Origin of the sequence: Azospirillum sp., assembly GCF_035627195.1 — a bacterium.
Classification (GTDB): Bacteria; Pseudomonadota; Alphaproteobacteria; order Azospirillales; family Azospirillaceae; genus Azospirillum.
Genome location: NZ_DASPMG010000179.1, coordinates 1 through 20644 on the forward strand (window position 1 = coordinate 1; position 20644 = coordinate 20644).

Below are 20644 nucleotides of genomic sequence, written 5' to 3' on the forward strand. Positions count from 1 at the left end.
ATCTCGTACGCCAGGCCACGGAAGCCCTTGCGGTACAGCATCTCGTCGCGGGCGAAGTGCTTGCCGAACGACCAGTGCTTGTACATCAGCGGCATGCCGATGGACGAATAGGCGTCGAGCATCTGCTCGGCCGTGATGACCTCGATCTGGTTGGGGTAGATGTCGAGGCCGAGTTCGTTGAAGGCGACGTCCTCGATGGCGTCGTAGGCGCGCTTGATCTTGTCGTAGTCCCAGTCGGCGCCTTCGAACAGCGGGCCTTCCGGCTTGGTGATCACGGCGGTCATGCGGATGGCCTCCTCAGGCACCGGTGGCCTTCTCGCGGGCGAAGAGGTCGCGGAAGACGGGGAAGATCTCGCGGCGCGAGCGCACGCGCCGCATGGCGAGCGGCAGGTCGGGGCGCTGCACCAGCTTGTAGGTGCGCCACAACTCGGTCTCGCGGCCCAGGGCCGACAGGCCAAGGTTGTGCTCCGCCGCCACCTCGATGTAGGCGAAGTACTGGCACATGGGCAGGATCACCTCGCGCAGCAGCGCCGCCGAGCGGGCGTTGTCCGACGACATGTTGTCGCCGTCCGAGGCCTGGGCCGCGTAGATGTTCCACTCGTTCTCGGGATAGCGGTCCTTGACGACCTTCTGCATCTCTTCGAGCGCGGTGGACACCACGGTGCCGCCGGTCTCGGTGGAGTAGAAGAACGTCTCCTCGTCGACCTCCTTCGCCTCGTGCGTGTGGCGGATGAAGACGATGTCGACGGAGCGGTACCGCCGCCGCAGGAACAGGTAGAGCAGCATGAAGAAGCGCTTGGCGAGGTCCTTCATGTGCTCGGTCATCGAGCCCGAGACGTCCATCAGGCAGAACATGACGGCCTGCGCGATGGGCTTGGGCACCGATTCGAAGCGGTTGTAGCGGACGTCGATGGGGTCGATGAAGGGAATCCGCTTGGAGCGCAGGTGCGTGTGCTCCAGGTGGCGGCGGATCTCCTCCAGCTCCTCGGGCGAATCGCCGCGCGCCTCGGCGTCGGCCAGCTGGCGCTCCAGCTCGACCAGATCCTCCGGCTTCGGACGCTTCAGCGCGATGCGCCGGCTGAGGCTGTTGCGCATGGTGCGCACGAGGTTGAGGTTGGCCGGCGAGCCGGACACCGTGTAGCCGGCGCGCGTCAGCGAGAAGGATTCCGACTGCTTGACCTTCTGCTTGACGAGGTCGGGGAGTTCCAAGTCCTCCAGGAAGATGTCCAGGAATTCCTCGCGGGACAGGACGAAGCGGAAATCGTCCTCGCCCTCCCCGTCCGCGCTGGCCTCGCTGCCGCGCCCGCCCTGCTCCTCGGGGCGCGGGATGGTGTCGCCCTCGATGTACTCCTTGTTGCCGGGGACGACGTAGTCCCGCAAGCCCCCCTGGGAGGCGCGATGGAGGGAGGGCTCCCGCACGCCGCCGGTCGAGATGGTGATCTTGTCACCGCTCTCGACGTCCTGGATGGAGCGCTTGGAGGAAGCCTCGCGCACCGCCTTGATGACCTGTTCCTTGGCGCGCCGCAGGAAACGCTGGCGGTTGGCCAGGCTCTTGCCTTGCGGGTTCAGGCGGCGGTCGACGATGTTCATCAATGGAGAGCCCTCGCCTTCCGGTTTACTCGTGTGCGCTGGCGGGCCGGCGTCAGCCGGCCTGCTTCACGCGCATGTACCATTCCACCAGCCGCCGGACCTGCCGCTCGGTGTAGCCGCGCGACATCATGCGTTCGACGAACTCGTGGTGCTTCTTCTCGCTGTCGCTGTCCTTCTTCGACCCGAAGGAGATGACCGGCAGCAGATCCTCGACCTGGCTGAACATCCGCTTCTCGATGACCTCGCGGATCTTCTCGTAACTGGTCCAGGACGGGTTGCGGCCCTGGTTGGCGGCCTTGGCGCGCAGCGCGAACTTGACCACCTCGTTGCGGAAGTCCTTGGGGTTGGCGATGCCGGCCGGCTTCTCGATCTTGGTCAGCTCCTGGTTCAGCAGCTCGCGGTTCATCAGCTGGCCGGTGTCGGGATCCTTGAAGTCCTGGTCCTCGATCCACGCGTCGGCGTAGTCGACGTAGCGGTCGAACAGGTTCTGGCCGTAGTCGTGGTAGGATTCCAGATAGGCCTTCTGGATCTCGTTGCCGATGAACTCCGCATAGCGCGGCGCCAGCTCGGCCTTGATGAACTCCAGGTACTTCTTCTCGGTCTCCTCCGGGAACTGCTCGCGCTTGATCGACTGCTCCAGGATGTACATCAGGTGCACGGGATCGGCGGAGATCTCGGTGGAGTCGTAGTTGAAGGTGGCCGCCAGCACCTTGAAGGCGAAGCGGGTGGAGATGCCGTCCATGCCCTCGTCGACGCCGGCCTGGTCCTTGTACTCCTGCATGGACTTGGCCTTGGGATCCGTCTCCTTCAGGCTTTCGCCGTCATAGATCCGCATCTTCGAATAGAGACTGGAGTTCGGATGCTCGCGCAGCCGCGACAGCACCGAGAACTTCGACAGCATCTCCAGCGTCGACGGCGCGCACGGCGCCGTGGACAGGTCGGAGCCGCTGATCAGCTTCTCGTAGATGTGCTGCTCCTCCTGCACGCGCAGGCAGTACGGCACCTTGATGACGCAGATGCGGTCGATGAAGGCTTCGTTGTTCTTGTTGTTCTTGAACGACTGCCACTCGGATTCGTTGGAGTGCGCCAGGATGATGCCCTGGAAGGGGATGGCGCCGATGTTCTCGGACCCGACGTAGTTGCCCTCCTGCGTCGCCGTCAGCAGCGGGTGCAGCATCTTGATGGGCGCCTTGAACATCTCGACGAATTCCATGATGCCCTGGCTGGCCCGGTTCAGGCCGCCGGAGAAGGAATAGGCGTCGGGGTCGTTCTGGCTGAACATCTCCAGCTTGCGGATGTCGACCTTGCCGACCAGCGAGGAGATGTCCTGGTTGTTCTCGTCGCCGGGCTCGGTCTTGGTGACGCAGATCTGCCGCAGCTTGGACGGATGCACCTTGATGACGCGGAACTTCGAGATGTCGCCGCCGAACTCGTCCAGGCGCTTGATCGCCCACGGGCTCATCAGCCCGGTCAGGCGGCGGCGCGGGACGCCGTAGCGCTCCTCGATGATCTCGCCCATCTCGTCCGGGTTGAAGAGGCCCAGCGGGCTCTCGAACACCGGCGACACCTCCTTGCCGGCCTTCAGCACGTAGACCGGGCACTTCTCCATCAGGGACTTCAGCCGCTCCGCCAGCGACGACTTGCCGCCGCCGACCGGGCCCAGCAGGTAGAGGATCTGCTTGCGCTCCTCCAGCCCTTGGGCTGCGTGGCGGAAGAAGCCGACGATGCGCTCGATCGTCTCCTCCATGCCGTAGAAGTCGGAGAAGGCGGGGTAGACCTTGATGGTGCGGTTCATGAAGATCCGCCCAAGCCGCGGGTCCTTGGCGGTGTCCACCACCTCGGGCTCGCCGATGGCGGCCAGGATGCGTTCGGGCGCCGATGCGTACATCATCGGATCGTCCCGGCAACCCTCGAGGTATTCCGTGAGGGTCATCTCGACCTCGCGGCGACCCTCGTACGCTTGCGTGTAACGCGAGAACAGTTCGTCGGCCGGGAACATTCAGTTGCTCCGTATTCCTAGTCCCAAGGGACGGGGGATGCGGCGCTGCCGTCCAGCGGCGCGGACCACACCCACCGAGGTTCATGGGCGGGCACAGGCGGAAGACCAGTCCTGTACCGACCCCGCTCACCGTCGAAGCCCAGCATTTTTATGCGGTTACTTGCCAAAAGCAGCGAACCAGCAGGACCTGTAAGTATCAATCTAATGCTTGGCGTAGGGTTTTCCAGACGCACACAGTCGTGAACACGAACGTGGCGGAAGGTGCTTTCATTCCGGCGTATGGGCCGAAGGCCGGCTTGGCGTCTGGCTGAGGGTGCCACCGGCGTACCGGCAGAAGGGGTATGCCCCGTCTGCCGCTCCGTCCGGATATGCCAGGCGCCCCATATCACGCCATCGTCCTCCAGAGCTGCCCCGCGCCGTTAACCTACGCAGACGCTAGGGTTAATCGTAAGCGTGCCGATCAAAGGTTAACAACTCCCTGCTGCGCTGTCGGCGGATGGACCCGTCCCGTCCCCATTAACGCACGGAGCGCGGTGCGGATCCAACCCCTCCCTAAGAGAGATGGGGATTGGTATCGCGCAACATCAACACGGACTTGCGAGGTTCGTTGGAAGGCGTCCAAAGGGTTAGGGCAGGCACGTCGGAGGACGGCCGGACAGGCTGCCTCCTACGCCACATCGGCGGATCCGCGTACAGCGTTTCGGCCGAAAGCGCCGGTGGGGCGGCCGTTCAGCCCAGCCGCGCGCCCAGCGCCGCGCGCAGGGAATCCGGCGTCGCCGGCTTGACCAGGAAGGCGTCGGCGCCGAGATCGCGGGCCTCCGCCATGCGCCCTTCGTCGGCGCGGTTGGTCATGAAGATCACGGGCAGCGCGGCGTGGCGCGGATCGCCGCCGGCGCGCAGGGCGCGCAGGAAGCCCAGGCCGTCCAGCGGCGTCATCTCGACGTCGCACACCACCACGTCGGGCCGGTGTTCGCGCACGGCGGCCAAGCCCGCCTCGCCGTCGGCGGCCTGGTGCACCGCCTTGAAGCCGAGGGTGGCGAGCATCTTGGCGAGGACCATGCGGGTGAAGGCCTCGTCCTCGATGACGAGCACCGTGTAATCCCCGAACGCCGTTGTCGCCATGCGCCGTCCCCTCTCTCTCGTGCGCTCTCGTTTACGATGCCGATAGGCGCGTTGCAACAAGGACGTGTGCGTGTGACCGGGCGGCAACAGCGCGGAACAATCAGCGCCGGGCCGGCTTGGCGGCCCCCGCCGGATCCGCCTTGGCCGCTGCCGCCTTGGCCGGCGCCGCCCCCACCGCCGCCGCGCGGGACAGCATGGCCGCCTGCTCGGCCGCGGCGACGAGGTTCTGCGGGCTGAGCACGATGCAGCGCTGGCCGCGCTGGCGCATGCGGAAGCAGGCCTGCTTGGCCGCCGGCTCGGTCAGGCCCAGCACCAGCGGGCGGAAGCCGAGCGGCCCGCCCCCGCGCCGCTGCAACACGCCGATGCGGCCGCCGCGCAGGCCCGGCTCGCGCACCAGCATGCGGCTGCCCACGGCGCGCGCCGTCGCCGGATCGGCGAAGCCGCCGGCCACCTCCACGCTCCAGCCCGCCGCCCGCAGGCCCGGCGCGCCGAGCCCGGCCAGACCGGCGCCGGCCAATCCGACGTTGGGGGCGCCCGGGGTGGCGATGATGGAGGCGCAGGATTCGGCGATCACGCCCTGCGGCGGCGGGTCGGGCTCGCCGGTCTGGACGGGGTCGAGGTCGGCGAGCGTGCGGGCGTTCTCCGCCGGCGGCTTGGAGAAGCCGGCGTTCATCAGCTCGGCCACCGTGCCGGCGCGCTCGCCCCGGCTGGTCTCGCCCAGCACCACGGCCACCAGCCGCCGCCCGCCGCGCACGGCCGAGGCCACGAGGTTGTAGCCGGCGGCGCAGGTGAAGCCCGTCTTGATGCCGTCGGCGCCGGGGTAGTTGACGAGGAAGCCGTTGACGGTGGTGTAGGACTCGCCCTTGTGCGCGAAGCCGCGCGTGGCGAACAGGCCGTAGCGGTCGGGAAAGTCGCGCAGCAGCGCCAGCGCCAGCACCGCCATGTCGCGCGCCGTCACCACCTGCTCCGGATGGTTGAGGCCGGAGGCGTTGCGGAAGCGGGTGCGCGCCATGCCCAGCTCGCGCGCCTTGGCGGTCATGCGCTCGGCGAACGCCGCCTCGCCGCCGCCCAGCCGTTCGGCCAGCACCACGGCGGCGTCGTTGGCCGATTCCACCAGCATGCCCAGCAGCGCGTCGCGCGCCTTGATGCGGGTGCCCGGCTCCAGCTCCAGCGACTGGCCGCCCTGCCCGGCTGCGTGCGCGGACACGGCCAGATCCTCGTCCAGCTTCAGCTCGCCCTTGGCCAGCGCCTCGAAGGCGAGGTAGGCGGTCATCATCTTGGTGGTGGAGGCCGGGAAGCTGCGCAGGTTGGCGTTCTCGGCGTGCAGGATCCGCCCGCCCTCGGCGTCCACCACCAGCGTGGCGCGCGCGGCCAGCGCGGGCGCCGCAGCACCGGCCAACAGCAGGGCCGCCCCGAAGATTGCCCGCCCGAACACGCCCATCGCCGCCGCCCCGCCTCGTCCGAAGAGGAGGTAACACGAACGATGGGTGCGGCGAAAGCACCCGCCCCGTCCGGCCATACAATGTCTTGCCCACACAATGTCTTGCCGAGCGCACCGCGCCCGGCTACATCGCTGGCATGTCCTTTCTTCGTCACATCCGCGCGTGCAACGCGTACGACTTCTCCGCCTACCGCCCGTTCGAGGTGGAGGGCGTGCGCGTCGGCTGGGTCCGCCACGACCTGTCCGACGAGCTGCCGGACGTCGATCCCGGCTTCGTGTCGACGCCCGAGCGGCTGACGCTGGCGCCGGAGGTGGGCGACTTCGAGGCGCGCTCGGCGGTGATCGCGCACGCCGCCGAATACCTCGTCGAGCGCGGCACCGTGGCGAAGCTGCGCAACGAGTTCTACCCGGTGCTGCCGAGGTGGGGCGACGAGCCGCTGGCGCGCATCGACCGCGCCGCGGTCACGCCGTTCGGCGTCACCGCCTATGGGCTGCACGTCAACGGCTTCGTGCGGCGGCCGGACGGCGGCATCGATCTGTGGATCGGCCGGCGCGCGCAGGACCGCACGGTGGCGCCGGGCCAGTTGGACAACCTGATCGCCGGCGGCCAGCCCATCGGCCTGACGCTGGCCGAGAACCTGGTCAAGGAAGCGCACGAGGAAGCCGGCATCGGCCCCGACCTGATCACCCGCGCCGTGCCGGTGGGCGCCATCACCTATCTGATGGACTGCGCCGCCGGCCTGAAGCCCGACACGCTGTTCCTCTACGACCTGGAACTGGATCCGGACTTCGAGCCGCGCAACACCGACGGCGAGGTGGAGGAATACACGCGCTGGCCGCTGGAGGAGGTGGCCGAATCCGTGCGCACCACCGACCGCTGGAAGTTCAACGTGAACCTCGTGCTGATCGACTTCATGATCCGCCACGGCTTCCTGACGCCCGAGCACCCGGAGTACCTGGACCTCGTGACGGGCCTGCGGCGGGTGTGGTGAATGAATCCCCTCCCCTGGCCCCGCCGGGGGAGGGAGGGACCCAGCCGAAGGCTGGGAGGGTGGGGGCAAGGTTGTGCCGAGGATCAGCGGCCCCGTCACCCGAAAAGGCCGTTGCCCGCACCCTTCCCACTTCGTGGGCCCCTTCCCTCCCTCGCCGGAGGCAGGGGAGGGAGAGAAGGCAACTCTCACCCGAACGTATGACCTTCCGCCAGGGCGCGGACCTCGGCGGGGGTGCGGCCGGCATCGCGGAGCGAGCGGAGCGTCTGCGCCTTGTCGCGCTTGGCGAGTCGTTCGCCGCGCTCGTTGGTCAGCAGGCCGTGGTGGTGCCACTCCGGCACGGCGTAGCCCAGCAGCGCCTGGAGCAGACGGTGCAGGTGCGTGGCGAAGAACAGGTCCTCGCCGCGCGTCACCAGCGTGACGCCCTGGATGTGGTCGTCCGTCGTGACGCTGAGGTGATAGCTGGTCGGCGTGTCCTTGCGGGCCAGCACCACGTCGCCCAGGATCTCCGGCGTCGCCTCCTGCCAGCCCTTGCCCTGGTCGTGCCAGCGCAACGGCCCGGTCAACCCCTTGGCGCGCGCCACGTCCAGGCGCAACGCGTACGGCGCGCCCGAGGCGATGCGCGCGGCGCGGTCGGATTCCGGGAGGTGGCGGCAGGTGCCGGGGTAGAGCGGGCCGTCCGGCCCGTGCGGGGCGTGGCCGGCGCGGGCGATCTCGGCGGCGATGTCCTTGCGGGTGCAGAAGCAGGGGTAGATCACCCCCATGCCCTGCAACCGCTCCAGCGCGGCGCGGTAGTCGCCGAGGTGGTCGGACTGGCGGCGGACGGGGGTTTCCCAATCGAGGCCCAGCCAGGCCAGATCCTCCATCAGGTCGCGCTCGAACTCCGGCCGGCAGCGGCCCGGGTCGATGTCCTCGATGCGGAGCAGGAAGCGCCCGCCGGCCTCCCTGGCCGCGCGCCAGCCGAACAGGGCGGAGTACGCGTGGCCCAGGTGCAGGTGCCCGGTCGGGCTGGGGGCGAAGCGGGTGACGGTCGTCATGCCGCTTCTATAGCCGACCTTGCGGGCGGCTGTCAGATGTGCGGCGTGTTTAGATGTATGGATTGTCGCGGATCGGCTCGACCGGGATCTCTTCGCCGTCCAGGTAGAGGGCGAGGCGGCGGCGCAGTTCGCGATCGAAGGCGTCGATGCGCTTCTGCCGGTCGCGCTCCTCGCGTTCGCGGCGCTTCTCGGTGAGGTCGATGATCATGGCGGACATGACGATTCCCCTGGCTTTCTCGTGAGGGGAACCATGGGCCGTTTTGGTTAACGCCCTGTAACCGGCAAGCCCGGCGGAGGCCCGGGCCGACCTTTGTCACAAGGGTCCTTTGTCACAAGGACACCTCCGTCCGCTTGAAGCCTGAAAGACTGGCGGCCGGCCCTCCGCCGAAAGGGTTACGGTTTGAAGAAATTTGTGCGCCGCAGCGTCGCACCCGAACGCGAGATGTTGAGAACCGCACCCCGATCGCTTATGTATTTAGTGCGCCGGGCCTTATCCGGGTCCTGCGAGACGGAACGAGACGAAGGGAGTGGCCATTGGCTCCACCACCCGATCATTGTCCGGCTCTGGTGCTGAACGCGGATTTCCGTCCGCTCAGCTATTTCCCGCTGTCGCTCTGGTCATGGCAGGAAGCCGTCAAGGCGGTGTTCCTCGACCGGGTCAACATCATCTCCGAATACGACCGCGTGGTGCGCTCCCCCACCTTCGAAATCCGCCTGCCCAGCGTGATTTCGTTGAAGGAGTACATCCCGGCGACACGCAAGCCGGCGTTCACCCGATTCAACGTGTTCCTGCGCGACCGATTCGCCTGCCAGTACTGCGGCCGGCCGTTCCCGACGCAGGAGCTGACCTTCGACCATGTCGTCCCGCGCTCACGCGGAGGGCGCACCACGTGGGAAAACGTCGTCACCTCCTGTTCGGCGTGCAACCTGATGAAGGGGAACCGGCTGCCGCACCATTGCGGCATGATTCCCCTCAGTCCGCCGCACCAACCGACGGCCCACCTGCTGCAAGAGAACGGACGCGCCTTCCCGCCAAACTTCCTTCACGAAAGTTGGCGGGATTTTCTTTATTGGGACAGCGAACTGGAGCCTGGATAAGGCGATCGGGGATAAGGCCCCCTTACACCCGCTCCGCCACCCAGATGGCGGCGCGCGTGCCGGCCTTGATGGCGGCTCTCAGCAGCCCATAGCCGGGCGCCTGCTCCGCCCCGTTGGCGAGGCCGATGTCGCGGTGCTCGACCTCCTCCGCCTGGAAGCGGACGATCGAGTCGCGCAGTTCCGCCTCCTCCGGGCCGAGGTGCTTCAGCTGCGCCTCGTAATGGCCGTCGATCACCTCCTCCACCGCCACGGTGCAGGCCATGGCCGCGCGCTCGCCCAGCAGCGCGGTGCCGGCGCCCAGCAGGAAGCCGGCGACGTGCCAGAACGGCTGCAGCGCCGTGGGGCGCACGTGGCGCCGGGCGAGCTGGCCTTCGAAGTAGCGCAGGTGCTCCAACTCCTGCTGCGCCATGTGGCGCAGCGTGTCGCCGTGCCGGCCCTTGCCCATGACGGCGATCTGCCCCTCGTAGATGCGCTTGGCGCCGTACTCGCCGGCGTGGTCGACGCGGCAGATGCGGGCCAGCCGCTGGCGCGGCGTCGGATCACCCGGCAGCGCGCCGCGCGGCCGGGGCCGGGGCGCGGCCGGCGTGGTGACGGCGGAACCTTCGAGGGTGTGGGCGTCGAGCGGGGTCATGGCAGTCCGACGGCGGGGTTGCGGGTGTAGGCGACGCGGGCCGAGGCGAAGGCGAAGGCCGCCATCCCCAGCGACAGGACCACATTGTAGCCGGCCATGGAGACGCCGAACAGCGACCACTGCACCTCGTCGCAGCGCACGACGGGCGCGGCCAGGATGCGGGCGCGCAGTTCCTCGATGGTGGCCGCCACGGCCGGCGCGCCGCAGCCCGACGTGCCGGCCCACCACTGCTGCTCCACGCCCACGTGGTAGGCGGCGATGCCGGCGTTGGCGAGCAGCGCGAAGCCGCTGGCGACCAGCAGCGCATCGCCCACCCCACGCCAGCGCGGGAACAGCAGCGTGACGATGGAGAAGGCGAGCACGGCGACGTAGGGCCAGCGCTGCCAGATGCAGAGGATGCACGGCTGGTAGCCGAAGCCGTACTGGAAGACGAGGGCCGCCCCGAGGATCCCGGCGCTGGCGAGCGCCAGAAGCAGGGCGGGCAGGCGCGGATCGGCGAGGGCGAGGCGGTTCGGCATGGCGCGAGATATAGCGCGCCCCGCGCCGCAAGGCCAGCCGCCAGCCACCGACCGCTGCGGCCCCGCCGGCGTTTGCGGCCGGCTACCCTTTCCGATTGACCGGGGCGGGCCGGCATGTATGATCGCCCCACCAATTTGCACCCGTTGCCCCAGTGGCGAAATTGGTAGACGCGACAGACTCAAAAACAGCTTTGTCTATGGTGCGGCAGTTTGTCGCAGAACGCCAAAAAGTCGCTGTTCTTTAACGGGTTAGAGTGGTAGGAGAAACGCCGTCGGAAAACCCGTCAAAGGCGCTAGGTGCAGAATAGGTGCAGAGCGCGGAAGACAGGGTCGGCGGCATAGTGCGGGCGTGGCGGAATTGGTAGACGCAGCGGATTCAAAATCCGCCATCCTTACGGATATGTCGGTTCGAGTCCGACCGCCCGCACCAATCGCTTGGAACACTGGAGTCGGTGGCAAGAGCTCCCCGCCACGATCCGAGCTCGTTGGGCGGGTGCCCGGGCCGTCTTCGCCGACGGCTGGACGGGTGGCACGCGACGGCGGTGCTGCGCTATGTCCATGCCGTCCTCGTTCGCATGACGCGCTCCGGTCCCGACGCCGCATGGGATGTTGTCGGCGACACTTGCTCGGTGCAGGCCAAGCGGGGCGGCGCGTTGACCGGGATGAACCCGACCGATCGCGGCAAGCCCGGGACCAAGTACCACATCGTCGTCTCAGCCGACGGCCTGCCGCTGGCGGTCGCCCCTTCGCCCGCCAACGTGCATGACAGTAAGGCTCTTTCCGGATCCGCTGCGCGTGGCCCAGGTCGTCTGCGCCGCCATCGGCAGGCTCTACGCGGACGGGGGTACGACCGTGCCAACAACCGCTGGCTCTGCTTACGCGACGGGGTCCAGCCACACAGCCGCAAGGTCGGCGAGCCCCACGGTTCGGGGCTCGGCACGGTCCGATGCATCGTCGAGCACGGCTGCACTTGGCCGCTGGCGAACAAACGCTTGGATCGACGACAGGACAGGTTGCAGCGGATGATACTCGCGCTGCTCACCGCGGCCGCCTTCTTCATCGTCGCAAACCGCCTCAGTGCGTTCTAAACACCTTCCCTAAGCTGCGGAGAGGGGTGCCGGTGCTTCCGGCGCCCCGTCCTCAGCGGACCGGCGTTGCCCGTTCGACGGCGGCGCCCTTTTCCATGGAGTTTTTCACCAGTGGTTCCGGCCGCGGCGTCTGCGCCGTGCTGGCGGGGAGCAGGGGCATCTCAACCCGCGGCTGTTCGCCCGAGAGGGTGTGCAGGAACGCGGTAATGGCGTTGACCTCATCGCGGCTGAGCTCCTTGCCAAGCTGGCTGGTGCCCATGATGGCGACCGCCTGCTCAAGGTCCCACACCTTGCCGGTGTGGAAGTAGGGGGCGGTCAGCGCGACATTGCGCAGTGGCACGGCGCGGAACACGTACTCGTCGGATGCCGTCTTGGTCACCGCAAAGCGCCCTTTGTCGCCGGGCGGCAGGATGTCGCTGCCGGGCCGCTCGACCACGCCGAACGGGAAGTAGTCCTGGCCACCGAGGTTGACGCCGTTGTGGCAGCCGGAGCAGCCGGTGTCCATAAACAGGCGCAGCCCCTCCTTCTCCTGGGCGTTCAGCGCGTTGACGTTGCCTTCGAGGAACTGGTCGAAGCGCGAGGCTGGGGTGATCAGCGTCGCCTCGAACGCCTCGATCGCCTTGGCGACGTTGTCGAAGGTGACGGCGTCCGCCTCGCCGGGGAAGGCGGTCTTAAAGCGTTGCTGGTATTCCGGGATGCTCTTCAGCACCCCCAGCACCATCTCCGGCGTGGCCGCCATCTCGACGCCCGCCTGGATCGGCCCCTTGGCCTGGGTGCGGAGATCCTGCGCGCGGCCGTCCCAGAACTGCGCGGCGTTGAATACCGAATTCAGCACCGTGGGTGAGTTGCGCGGCCCCTTTTGCCAACCGTGGCCGATGGAGGTCTCCAGGTTGTCGTCGCCGCCCATCGCTAGGTTGTGGCAGGAGTTGCAGCTGAGGATGCCGCTCGCCGAGAGGCGCGGGTCAAAGAACAGCATGCGGCCCAGGTCGGCCTTCTCGCGGGTCACCGGGTTGCCCTGGACGGCGGGCACCATGGAGGGGATCGGCTTGAAGGTCTCGTTGGCGCGCTTCCTCAGGTCATCGTCGGTCGCCGCCCACGCCGACCCCGCCAGCAGCGCCAGCGCGGCGACGGTGGATAACGCTCGTTTCATGGTGTTCCCCTTTGCAATCCTCGGTAGGGCACAGACCCGAACCGCGAACAAGGGAAGGGGGCCTTGGTTCCGGCGAGGGTGAGGGTCGGGGCCATACCGGTGGGCCCCCGGACCGGGTTGCCGGTTCTCGATCCGGTCGATGAAGTCGACCACCAGATCTACCACCTGCGCTCGCATGTCCGCTGCCATGCCAAAGGCACGGGAACCGGCATGCGGTGACCTGATCGCGCTCGCAGCTGACCTCGGGGATTTCCGGAAACTGGGCCTAAGCCACGATTCATCTCTCCCCCTATCCGCCGATGTGGACGTTCAGATCCGCCTGGCTATCGGCGCCCCATGCATCACGGGCTGGTTCCGTGGCGGCAGCCTCGTTGCCCGCCAGGCCCCAGCCCACGCCACAGCCGGATGGCCGCACCGTGAGCCGGCTCCGGCGTGAGGTCACGACACGCTGCGATGCGGGTTCGCGAGGAAGAAACGCAGCATCTCCCGCGAGGCGTCCGGCCCGCGTGGATCGGTGTAGGACCCGGCCGGGCTGCCACCGGCCCAGGCATGGCCGGCACCGTGGATCGTCCACTGCTCGCACAGCACCCGACCGGAGACGTCGGCGTGCAGGGTGCGGCTGTAGCCGTGCCCACCGGACACCGTCCCGCGCTCCACCGTCGCCTGCATCCCCGTCATACCCCCCTTCGACTGGGCGACGACATCGTCGCCGTTGCGCGGGTGGACCGTGGTGTCCCGGTCTCCGTGGAAGACGATCGTCGGGACCGGGGCGCCGGACCGCCGGACCGCCGGCCCCCCTCCCTGGCGCATGGCGGCGAAGGCGGAGGGGAGATCGCGGGCGGCCCCATGCGGCAGACCGGAATGCACGCCAACGGCGGCGTAGAGGTCCGGGTAGGTCGCGGCCATGACGGCCGCCGCCGCTCCGCCGGCGGAGAGTCCGGCGATGTAGACGCGGCCGGGGTCCACGGCATGGTCCTGCATGATCCGGCGGGTGATCCCCGCGATCAGCGAGGGCTCGCCGCGGTCGCGCCGCTGGTCGTCCGGGCTGAACCAGTTCCAGCACTTGTTGGCGTTGGCCGAGGACGGCTGCTCCGGGTAGGCGACGAGGAAGCCGTGCTCCTCGGCCAGCGCGTTCATCCGCGTGCCGGCCGCGAAATCGTCGGTCGACTGGGTGCAGCCGTGCAGCATCACCACCAGGGGGAGCGGCTCTTCGCCGCGCCGGTCGGCGGGTACATAGAGCTTGTAAGCGCGTGCCCCCGCCTCGTTGCGGTAGGACGCCCTGGTGAAGGAGGCGCCGTCCGGCAGCGGATCGGCCGCGGGCCGCGCGGCGCCGCCGACACCGAGGTCGAGGTCGAGGTCGAGGCCGTCCGGCATCACGCGCCTGGCGAGATTGCGCAGCGTCTCGCCAAGGCCGGCCCGGGGCTTGGGATGGAACCGGCCGGCGAACGCGCCGGCGGACGCCGCGGTCGCAGTCCGGTGCGGCGGCGCATCCGCCACGCCCACCGTGACGGGCTCCACGTCGATGATGGTCGGGGAACCGGTGCCTGCCGGGTCGGAAGCCGCGCCCGGCCCCTCCCCCCTCAGCAGGCGCTGGATGAGGGCGGTCGCCTCGGTGAGCTTGCCGGCGCTGGTGAGGCGCGTCGCCTCGGCCATACCGCTGGGAAATCGGTCGGTCATGTCGGTGCTTTCTGTGCTCGGACGCGGGCTCGCTGGGCGGACCGGTCCGGTGTCCTTTCAGGGATGCGGAGGGATGGGTGCCCCTACCGCATACGGTCCGCCAGAGCTGCCTTGACGGCGGCGCTGGCGTGCAGCGCCCCCAGCACGGCAACCGAGGCGATGGTGGCGCGGGCGAGTTCAGGGGTGACGTCCTGGGCGATGCTGGCAAGCCCCAGGATGCGGATGTGAAGCGTCTGCCCGGCGTCCCGCACGGCTTCAAGGTCCTCGCGGGTGTAGTGGCGCAGGCCGAGATCGACGCTCTTGCGCGTCACCGCCTGCCGCACGGCGTCGCCGTGGCGGTCGATCTGGTTGCGGATGGCGGTGCGGATGAAGTCGGTGCGGTTCGCGTAGAACCCTTCCTGCACCAGCAGATCGATATGGCCGAGATCGACGTAGCCGAGATTGATCGTGATCTTCTCGCTGTCCGCACCTTTCGGCCTGATCTCGTACGCGCTGTCAGCCATCTTCTCCCCATCCCTGCACCATCCGTCTGGATGGTAAGTGGGGGCGCGTGGCGGCCGATCAAGGCGAATTTGCCTCGGGATGGAGAACTCCCCTCGTGAAAGCCGGGACGGAAACGCGCCTTTCGCAACGGCATGCGCGCGTTATGGCCGCGTCGTCGCAAAAGAAAACAGCCGCAGCCCCCCACCGGGGCCACGGCTGTTGTCCTGCGTCGCTCCGCCTTATGCCGCCTTGAAGGCCCGCATGTTGATCTCGCCTTCGGCGAGCTGGTTGAGCTTCTGATCGGTCGCCTTCTCCTCGTCGAGCGTTTGCTCGAGCAAACGGGCGACCTCGGTCATGCCGCAGGTTTCGGCCAGCGTCCTCAGCGACCCGTAGCTGGCGATCTCGTAATGCTCGACCTTCTGCGCCGCCATGATGAGGGCAACGTCGAGCACCTCGGCCGGCAGGCCTTCGTCGATGATCTCCTCGGTTTCCTCGATGAGGCCCTGGGTTGCCTCGCAGGTGTTCCCGCCCGGTTCGGCCTGGAGCATCTGGAAGATCTGTTCCAGGCGCTTGACCTGGCCGTCGGTCTCCCGCAGGTGCGTTTCGAAGGCCTGCTTGAGCTGGGGCGACGAAGCGGCGTCCACCATCACGGGCAGCGCCTCGATGATCTGCGTTTCGGAACTGTAGGTATCCTGCAACTCCTTGATCAGGAGTTCCTTGAGCGCCTGTTCTGACATGGTCGATTTCCCTCGTGGCTGGTGCTGCCGCTGATGGCCAGGATGGCGCGGACACCCACCCTCAACAGGCTCCAGGCCCGGATCTCGCACCCGATTCCTCCGCGTGGCGGGGATCTTTGGCTGCCTGTACGAATCCGCTACGGCGGCGGTCCGTTCACCGGCGTCGGCCAAGCGCCTCCCGGACGCTCCTCAGCCACGGCATAATATTTTTCCTCCCAACAGATGCAATGGCCGAACACACGCCATAAACGATGAGCGGACTTCGGGTCTCAATAAGCTCTTTTTCGTGCCAATATATTTTCCTTGATTCTTCAGGCGCAGCACAAATTTCAGGGAGATCGCATCCAAATACATCGCCCTCGGCGGAATGGATGCTTTACCCGCAAACCGGAGAACCGCATGAGCGGAATCGCCCTGGACAGAGAGGCCATCGAAGCTCTGGCCGAGCAGCTCTATGACGCGAGCAACACGACGAACGTTCCTTGGGCGAGGCGCGACCGCCTCGTCCGGAACTGGTGGCGGAAGGCTGCGGAAGAGACGCTCACAAACCGCCGGGCGGACACCGCCGGATAGTCCCGCTCCGCGACGTGCCCCCATAGGAAGCAGCATGCCCAGCAGAACCGAGCTCGCATTTTTTGTCGTCAACACACACGGCGGCTGGTTGGTCCGTGCCGACGGGTACGTCTATGGCCCCTATCCAAGCTTTGAAATCGCCGTGAGCAGCGCCGTGCACGAGGCGCAGGCTGCCGGACTCCTTGGCTTTGCGAGCGTGGTGCTGACGCAGGCTACGACAGGGCAGCCGTACATCGCCGAGTGGACCTATGGGCACAACCCGTACCCGACGTTGACCTGATCGGACATCCTTGACGAGCCGATGGTGCGGGGACCGGGCTGGACGCCACCGCCGGCGTCAGGGCGCGGTTTCCAGCCCGACCGCCGCGAAATGGCACGCGGCCGCGATCAGGGCCGACGCCAGCAGCGCCCCGGTCAGCGCACCCGTATAGATAAAGGGACAGCCGTTCGGCGCCGGGCAGGCAACAGGCCCGCACCACCAGCAGCCAGAGGCCTCCAGCCCCGGCCCCGGCCCCAACCACAGCCACGACATGGAGGATCGCGTCGGCCACCCGTTCGCCGGGCGTGTAGGCCGGGAAGGTGTGGGTCGCATGCGGTGCGGCGGTCTGCGACGTGGTGCGGCACCTGATCAGCGGATCGTGCCCGCCGGCCGCCGGGCCGGTGCGCATCCGGCGTGACAGCGCCGGACGAAGCCGGTCTTGCTCGACTGGGAGGGCGCGCCGATGCGTCAGGCGCGTTGCGCGCGGGCAGCGGGCTTCCGCCCGGCTCGCGGTGCGCGCTTGGCTGGCTTCAGGTCGAGCCGCCGGACGGTTTCGGCCCGAATGGCGGGCAGCATGGCCTCGGCGGCCTGCTGCTGCTTCGGCGTGCCGGTCTGCAGCAGACGCTCGGCGTTCGAAACGAGCGTGCCGAGATCGTCGTCCGCCATTCCGGGCAGCTTCTCGATGAGATCCATCGTTATGGGGCCCTCTTGTTGTGGGTGCGGAGGGCCGGCCGCCTCCGATACGGATGGCGCCGGCTTCGCCGGGACGCTCGTGCGCCATCCGGCGAGCCAGCTTCGGGCAAGGGGGCTGCCGGTCGGATGCGGGTTCGCGGATCGTGCGATCCCAGCGGTCGCCGCCCGTTCACCGGTGAGAAACGCAACGCGCCCCCAGCGGGTGGCCGGATCGCCGGGCGTGATTGTGGCAGTCTTTTTCGAAGGCACGTGCGCTTTAGCCATCCCAATGAAAAACAATCCTCATCAGATGGGCGCTTATCAGCGATAATACAATCAAAAAACATCCTGGCGCAAAATACTGGTCAATTAAATCCGGCAACCGCCCCAGGACGGTGATATGAATTGCACCACTTGATTTTTGCGAACATCCTGAGTCATGCCGAATACAAAACAGAATATATTTTGCGCCCTCAGTCTCATGTGCCTGATCATCGGTGGCGCGTTGGTCATCACCGCGCTTCCAGACGGCGCATCGGAGGCGGACGTGACCGCAGCACGCCAAGCGCAGGCCGACTGGAGCGCGCAACGTTCGCACAACCTCATCAATCGGAAGCCCTGGAACGGTGTGCACAGGCCAGCCGATGCGCCGGGAACGCCGCTGGATGGCTCTATGCTGCTTGGTGGTCTTGCAGCCCTGTTCGGCGCGGCCGCGACCGGCATCGCTGCCGCGCGCCCGTCGCCATCAGGCTGAAACGAACACTCAGCCCAGGAAGTCCAGCACGATCTGGCGCACCTCGCGCCGCGTCAGACGAGGCCATTCCGGCGCTCGGGTCAGGACAGCGCGGGTATCGGCGACGGCCGTGCGTGGGTTGGACACCGGAACGGCGCCTTGGAGCGGGGGTGATGCAAAGTTCATACGATTCCTCCAGCCGGCGCATGGCCCGCCGGTCGATTGCTTTGGATTGTTCGGATCAGAGACGAAAAAGGGCGGCCGGAGCCGCCCCTTCCGATCACGATGGCTGCTGCGCTCAGAGGGCGCGCAGGTTCTCGGCCGACACCTTGCCGCGGCGCGGGTCGCGAACGGATTCATACGAGAGCTTCTGGCCCTCGTTGAGGTTGCCGATGCCGGCGCGCTCGACCGCGGAGATGTGGACGAAGACGTCCGCCGTGCCGTCATCCGGCTGGATGAAGCCGAAACCCTTGGTCGAGTTGAACCATTTCACGGTGCCGTTGGCCATGGGTCAGTTCCCTTTCTGGCGTTGCCCCGCCCGACAGGAGAGGGGCGTCAAATTCACTGCGGGAAGAGACCCAAGCCCTTGGAAGGGCACCGGAGAACGCATAACCCAGAGCAACTTCGATGACCGCCATATGGGGGCGGCATGGTCGCATACAAGCGGAAACTCACCCGTCCCGGAGGTGGGCGGAAGCCGTAAGGACAACCATATTGCTCGCTCAACGAGCCGCCAATCTGCCGGAGTCAGCCGTGAGCATCGAGCCCAAGCCGAGTCCGGACGAACTCGACGACCAGCGGGCCGTGCTGGCGGAGTTCGGTGCCTTCGCCCTCAAGGCCGACAGTCTTCAGGACATCCTTCAGGAAGCCTGCCGCCTGGTTGGCCGCGGCCTGCGCGTCGACCTCGCCAAGGTCATGGAACTGCAACCCGACGGCGGCACCTTGCTGGTACGCGCGGGCGTGGGTTGGAAGCCCGGCATCGTCGGCCACCTCACGGTTCCGCTGAAGCCGGGATCGTCGGAAACACAGGCGATCGATACCGGTGTGCCGTTCGTCTGCCTGGACGTCGAAGGGGAGCGCAACGTGACGATCCCGGAATTCATCCGGGATCACGGCGTCAAGTCCCTCGTCAACGTGCCCATCCTCGGCTCGGGGGCCAAGCCGCCCTACGGCATCCTCCAGGTCGACAGCCGCACGCCACGCGCGTTCATCCAAACCGACATCGACTTCCTGCGCGGCTACGCCAACCTTCTCGCCTCCTCGGTCGAGCGGCTGAACCTGTTGCCCAGGCTGAAAGCGGCCATTGAAGAAAAGAAGCATCTTCTCCGGGAACTGCAACACCGGATGAAGAACAACCTTCAGGTCATCACCAGCCTCGTCGCGATCCAGTCGGGAACCGCCAGGACGCAGGATGCCCGACGGGAACTCCAAGCCATCGGCCATCGAATCGAGACGATGCGCTTGGTGCACGACAAGCTCTATTCCACGGGGGAGATCAACCGCATCGACCTCGGCACCTACCTCGGCGAATTGAGCGCGAGTCTGCTGCGGTTCCAGAGCAACCCGGCCATGGCGATCCGACTGCGGACGGAGGTCGAGAGCGTGATGGTCCCCGGCGATCTTGCCGTGCCGCTCGGGCTGATCGTGAATGAATTCATCACCAACAGCCTGAAGTACGCCTTCGCGAACGGGAACGGCATCATCGGCGTCAAGCTCGACGTGGAAGCCCCCGACACGGCGCGCTTACGCCTGTGGGACAACGGCAAGGGCCTCCCGAAGGAGCGCCACACGCAAGGCACCGGAATGACGCTGATCGACGGTTTGGTCGATCAGATCGAAGCGACGGCGACGTGGAGTTCGGAAAAGGGGACCACCCTCGAGATCGGCTTCAAGATGTGACGACCCTCTGCAAACCCGGTACGGGCGTCCGCAGGCTCCCCTCCCACCGCTTTCCTCCGAACAGCCCATAAGAGCACCCTTCCCGCGCGCCGCTGTGCTGTACGATGAACATTCGGCACGGAAGCGCCCGGAGCGAAAACCATCTCGTCCCGCCGCACAGGAGGGGAGATGGCGTCAGTATCAGACCTGAAAAGGGCCATTCCGAATCTTCGCTGCTATTCCCGCGCGCTTACCGGCGACCCGGGCGTCGCGGACGATCTTGTTGAGAACTGCTTGCACACCGCCGCGGATATTTTCGAGACCGTTCCCCAAAACGGTGTGCGCATCTGGCTGTTCACCATGCTGCACGCCGTGATCCTTCGGAACGCCCTAAGCGGCCGCCGGCCGCGACCGGCGAACACCCCCGCACGGTGGCCACCCAGAGAGACTCACGTTGCGGACAGTCGCGAACCCGGACTGCAACTGGCCTTTCGCGCACTCGGCTTTGCGCAGAAGGCGGTTCTCTTTCTGATGGCCATCGAGGATTTCTCGGACCAGGAGGCGGCCATCATCACGCGGATGACCGTGCACAACGTGAGAAAAGCCCTTCGCGAGGCGCTTGACCAGCTCAGCGCACTGCCCCTGGGCTTCGTTGCCCTCAAGCAGGATGGGAGCGCATGAACAAGCAGACACCGGAGATGTCTCGCCAGTATCTCGACGATTATGTCAGCGGCACACTCGATGCGGCGAACTCCGGCCTCTTGGAAGAGTATCTGGCCGCGAACCCCGACGACGCCCTGCGGATCCGGCGCGATTGGGCGGTGTGGGAGCGCCTGCGGGAGATGTTCGCGCCGGTTCTCTTCGAGCCCATTCCTGCGCGCCTGCGTGAGGTTCTCGCATCGGCGCGGTCCGGGAAGCCGCGCACCGGCAAGCCTTGATCCGGCCGACCTGGCGCAGAACAGACGTTGC

25 protein-coding genes and 1 tRNA gene are annotated in these 20644 nt (G+C 67.2%); 10 read left to right on the forward strand and 16 right to left on the reverse strand.

Features of this window, described 5'->3' with window-relative positions; genetic code table 11:
- The 5 genes from VED21_RS16505 to VED21_RS16525 all read right to left on the reverse strand — a co-directional run.
- Positions 1–284 (reverse strand): SpoVR family protein (locus VED21_RS16505; RefSeq protein WP_324883905.1); only part of this gene is annotated, 284 nt, incomplete at its 3' end.
- A gap of 13 nt (positions 285–297) precedes the next feature.
- Positions 298–1590 (reverse strand): YeaH/YhbH family protein, encoded by a 1293-nt coding sequence (locus VED21_RS16510; protein ID WP_324883907.1) that lies wholly within the window; start codon positions 1588–1590, stop codon positions 298–300.
- A 52-nt stretch (positions 1591–1642) separates the two neighbouring features.
- Complete coding sequence (locus VED21_RS16515) at positions 1643–3589, reverse strand: PrkA family serine protein kinase (RefSeq protein ID WP_324883909.1); 1947 nt, start codon at positions 3587–3589, stop codon at positions 1643–1645.
- Between the two features lie 729 nt (positions 3590–4318).
- Positions 4319–4711: a response regulator gene (locus VED21_RS16520; RefSeq protein WP_324883911.1), complete on the reverse strand. Its 393-nt coding sequence runs from the start codon at positions 4709–4711 to the stop codon at positions 4319–4321.
- Between the two features lie 100 nt (positions 4712–4811).
- Complete coding sequence (locus VED21_RS16525; RefSeq protein WP_324883913.1) at positions 4812–6152, reverse strand: D-alanyl-D-alanine carboxypeptidase family protein; 1341 nt, start codon at positions 6150–6152, stop codon at positions 4812–4814.
- A 137-nt stretch (positions 6153–6289) separates the two neighbouring features.
- On the opposite strand from VED21_RS16525, the gene VED21_RS16530 reads away from it, so the two are divergent.
- On the forward strand, positions 6290–7144 hold the full coding sequence (locus VED21_RS16530; protein WP_324883915.1) for a DUF4743 domain-containing protein: 855 nt from the start codon (positions 6290–6292) through the stop codon (positions 7142–7144).
- A gap of 185 nt (positions 7145–7329) precedes the next feature.
- Here VED21_RS16530 and gluQRS read toward each other — a convergent pair whose 3' ends face one another.
- Both gluQRS and VED21_RS16540 read right to left on the reverse strand, forming a co-directional pair.
- Entirely contained in the window at positions 7330–8178 is an 849-nt protein-coding gene (gene gluQRS, locus VED21_RS16535) for a tRNA glutamyl-Q(34) synthetase GluQRS (protein ID WP_324883917.1), read from the reverse strand.
- Between the two features lie 49 nt (positions 8179–8227).
- Positions 8228–8395 (reverse strand): hypothetical protein, encoded by a 168-nt coding sequence (locus VED21_RS16540; protein ID WP_324883920.1) that lies wholly within the window; start codon positions 8393–8395, stop codon positions 8228–8230.
- A gap of 317 nt (positions 8396–8712) precedes the next feature.
- On the opposite strand from VED21_RS16540, the gene VED21_RS16545 reads away from it, so the two are divergent.
- Positions 8713–9276 carry an HNH endonuclease gene (locus VED21_RS16545; protein WP_324883922.1) on the forward strand — a complete coding sequence of 188 codons (564 nt, stop codon included), beginning with the start codon at positions 8713–8715 and terminating at the stop codon, positions 9274–9276.
- A gap of 22 nt (positions 9277–9298) precedes the next feature.
- Here VED21_RS16545 and VED21_RS16550 read toward each other — a convergent pair whose 3' ends face one another.
- Both VED21_RS16550 and VED21_RS16555 read right to left on the reverse strand, forming a co-directional pair.
- The gene (locus VED21_RS16550) at positions 9299–9907 is read right to left on the reverse strand and encodes a demethoxyubiquinone hydroxylase family protein (protein WP_324883924.1); all 609 of its coding nucleotides are present in this window, start codon (positions 9905–9907) and stop codon (positions 9299–9301) included.
- On the reverse strand, positions 9904–10425 hold the full coding sequence (locus VED21_RS16555) for a disulfide bond formation protein B (protein WP_324883926.1): 522 nt from the start codon (positions 10423–10425) through the stop codon (positions 9904–9906). The genes VED21_RS16550 and VED21_RS16555 overlap by 4 nt, the downstream gene beginning before the upstream one ends.
- Positions 10426–10768: 343 nt before the next feature.
- On the opposite strand from VED21_RS16555, the gene VED21_RS16560 reads away from it, so the two are divergent.
- Together VED21_RS16560 and VED21_RS16565 are read left to right on the forward strand one after the other, a co-directional pair.
- Positions 10769–10855 (forward strand) — tRNA-Leu (locus VED21_RS16560).
- A gap of 112 nt (positions 10856–10967) precedes the next feature.
- A complete protein-coding gene (locus VED21_RS16565) occupies positions 10968–11513 on the forward strand; it encodes a transposase (RefSeq protein WP_414638223.1) in 546 nt (181 codons plus the stop codon).
- Between the two features lie 52 nt (positions 11514–11565).
- On the opposite strand, the gene VED21_RS16570 is transcribed toward VED21_RS16565, so the two are convergent.
- The 4 genes from VED21_RS16570 to VED21_RS16585 form a co-directional block, all read right to left on the reverse strand.
- A complete protein-coding gene (locus VED21_RS16570; RefSeq protein ID WP_324883928.1) occupies positions 11566–12663 on the reverse strand; it encodes a cytochrome-c peroxidase in 1098 nt (365 codons plus the stop codon).
- Positions 12664–13101: 438 nt separating this feature from the next.
- Positions 13102–14340: a PHB depolymerase family esterase gene (locus VED21_RS16575; RefSeq protein WP_324883930.1), complete on the reverse strand. Its 1239-nt coding sequence runs from the start codon at positions 14338–14340 to the stop codon at positions 13102–13104.
- Positions 14341–14423: 83 nt separating this feature from the next.
- The gene (locus VED21_RS16580; protein WP_324883933.1) at positions 14424–14843 is read right to left on the reverse strand and encodes a CopG family transcriptional regulator; all 420 of its coding nucleotides are present in this window, start codon (positions 14841–14843) and stop codon (positions 14424–14426) included.
- 219 nt (positions 14844–15062) lie between these two features.
- Positions 15063–15560 carry a ferritin-like domain-containing protein gene (locus VED21_RS16585; protein ID WP_324883935.1) on the reverse strand — a complete coding sequence of 166 codons (498 nt, stop codon included), beginning with the start codon at positions 15558–15560 and terminating at the stop codon, positions 15063–15065.
- Between the two features lie 399 nt (positions 15561–15959).
- On the opposite strand from VED21_RS16585, the gene VED21_RS16590 reads away from it, so the two are divergent.
- Both VED21_RS16590 and VED21_RS16595 read left to right on the forward strand, forming a co-directional pair.
- Positions 15960–16133, forward strand: a complete 174-nt coding sequence (locus VED21_RS16590; protein WP_324883937.1) for a hypothetical protein — start codon at positions 15960–15962, stop codon at positions 16131–16133.
- A gap of 34 nt (positions 16134–16167) precedes the next feature.
- Positions 16168–16413 carry a hypothetical protein gene (locus VED21_RS16595; protein WP_324883939.1) on the forward strand — a complete coding sequence of 82 codons (246 nt, stop codon included), beginning with the start codon at positions 16168–16170 and terminating at the stop codon, positions 16411–16413.
- A gap of 57 nt (positions 16414–16470) precedes the next feature.
- On the opposite strand, the gene VED21_RS16600 is transcribed toward VED21_RS16595, so the two are convergent.
- Positions 16471–16665: a hypothetical protein gene (locus VED21_RS16600; RefSeq protein WP_324883941.1), complete on the reverse strand. Its 195-nt coding sequence runs from the start codon at positions 16663–16665 to the stop codon at positions 16471–16473.
- Positions 16666–16860: 195 nt separating this feature from the next.
- The gene (locus VED21_RS16605) at positions 16861–17085 is read right to left on the reverse strand and encodes a hypothetical protein (RefSeq protein ID WP_324883943.1); all 225 of its coding nucleotides are present in this window, start codon (positions 17083–17085) and stop codon (positions 16861–16863) included.
- 418 nt (positions 17086–17503) lie between these two features.
- Between VED21_RS16605 and VED21_RS16610 the strand changes: the two genes are divergently transcribed.
- Complete coding sequence (locus VED21_RS16610) at positions 17504–17818, forward strand: hypothetical protein (RefSeq protein ID WP_324883945.1); 315 nt, start codon at positions 17504–17506, stop codon at positions 17816–17818.
- 277 nt (positions 17819–18095) lie between these two features.
- On the opposite strand, the gene VED21_RS16615 is transcribed toward VED21_RS16610, so the two are convergent.
- The gene (locus VED21_RS16615) at positions 18096–18305 is read right to left on the reverse strand and encodes a cold-shock protein (protein ID WP_324883947.1); all 210 of its coding nucleotides are present in this window, start codon (positions 18303–18305) and stop codon (positions 18096–18098) included.
- Between the two features lie 245 nt (positions 18306–18550).
- Here VED21_RS16615 and VED21_RS16620 point away from each other — a divergent pair, with 245 nt between their 5' ends.
- From VED21_RS16620 to VED21_RS16630, 3 genes are all read left to right on the forward strand, one after another.
- Positions 18551–19696 (forward strand): histidine kinase dimerization/phosphoacceptor domain -containing protein, encoded by a 1146-nt coding sequence (locus VED21_RS16620; protein WP_324883949.1) that lies wholly within the window; start codon positions 18551–18553, stop codon positions 19694–19696.
- A gap of 168 nt (positions 19697–19864) precedes the next feature.
- A complete protein-coding gene (locus tag VED21_RS16625) occupies positions 19865–20356 on the forward strand; it encodes a hypothetical protein (protein ID WP_324883951.1) in 492 nt (163 codons plus the stop codon).
- On the forward strand, positions 20353–20613 hold the full coding sequence (locus VED21_RS16630) for a hypothetical protein (protein ID WP_324883953.1): 261 nt from the start codon (positions 20353–20355) through the stop codon (positions 20611–20613). Before VED21_RS16625 ends, VED21_RS16630 begins: the two co-directional genes overlap by 4 nt.
- Positions 20614–20644: the final 31 nt, after the last annotated feature.